This is a genomic window from Acinetobacter lwoffii (genome assembly GCF_024129735.1).
GTDB classification, from domain to species: domain Bacteria; phylum Pseudomonadota; class Gammaproteobacteria; order Pseudomonadales; family Moraxellaceae; genus Acinetobacter; species Acinetobacter lwoffii_H.
In genome coordinates, this window is the sequence record NZ_JAMXXK010000128.1 from 1 (window position 1) to 357 (window position 357).

Here is a 357-nt window from a genome sequence, read left to right on the forward strand (position 1 = left end):
CCCCACACTACCATCAGCGCTAAGAGGTTTCACTTCTGAGTTCGGGAAGGGATCAGGTGGTTCACTCTTGCTATGGTCGCCAGCACAACTGGTATGATTACTTACTGAGGTCTTATAGTTGCCTTAGCTTTCTTCAAATCTTGCACTCTGTTCAAAGCAGTGCTTTGAACATCGTTCATTAACAGATATATCTGAGTTGTGTATTTTGTTCGTTTAGCGTAACTAAATCAAGCTGTTTTGTTTAATATCGAATCGATTGATGCTTAATACAACAACTGTTTGGGTGTTGTATAGTCAAGCCTCACGAGCAATTAGTATTGGTCAGCTTCACATATCACTATGCTTCCACATCCAACC

The 357-nt window shown here is 40.9% G+C and carries 1 rRNA gene; it reads right to left on the reverse strand.

What is annotated here, in order from left to right:
• Positions 1–84, reverse strand: a 5S ribosomal RNA gene (rrf, locus tag NI469_RS15775); the annotation flags it as partial.
• Positions 85–357 lie beyond the last annotated feature (273 nt).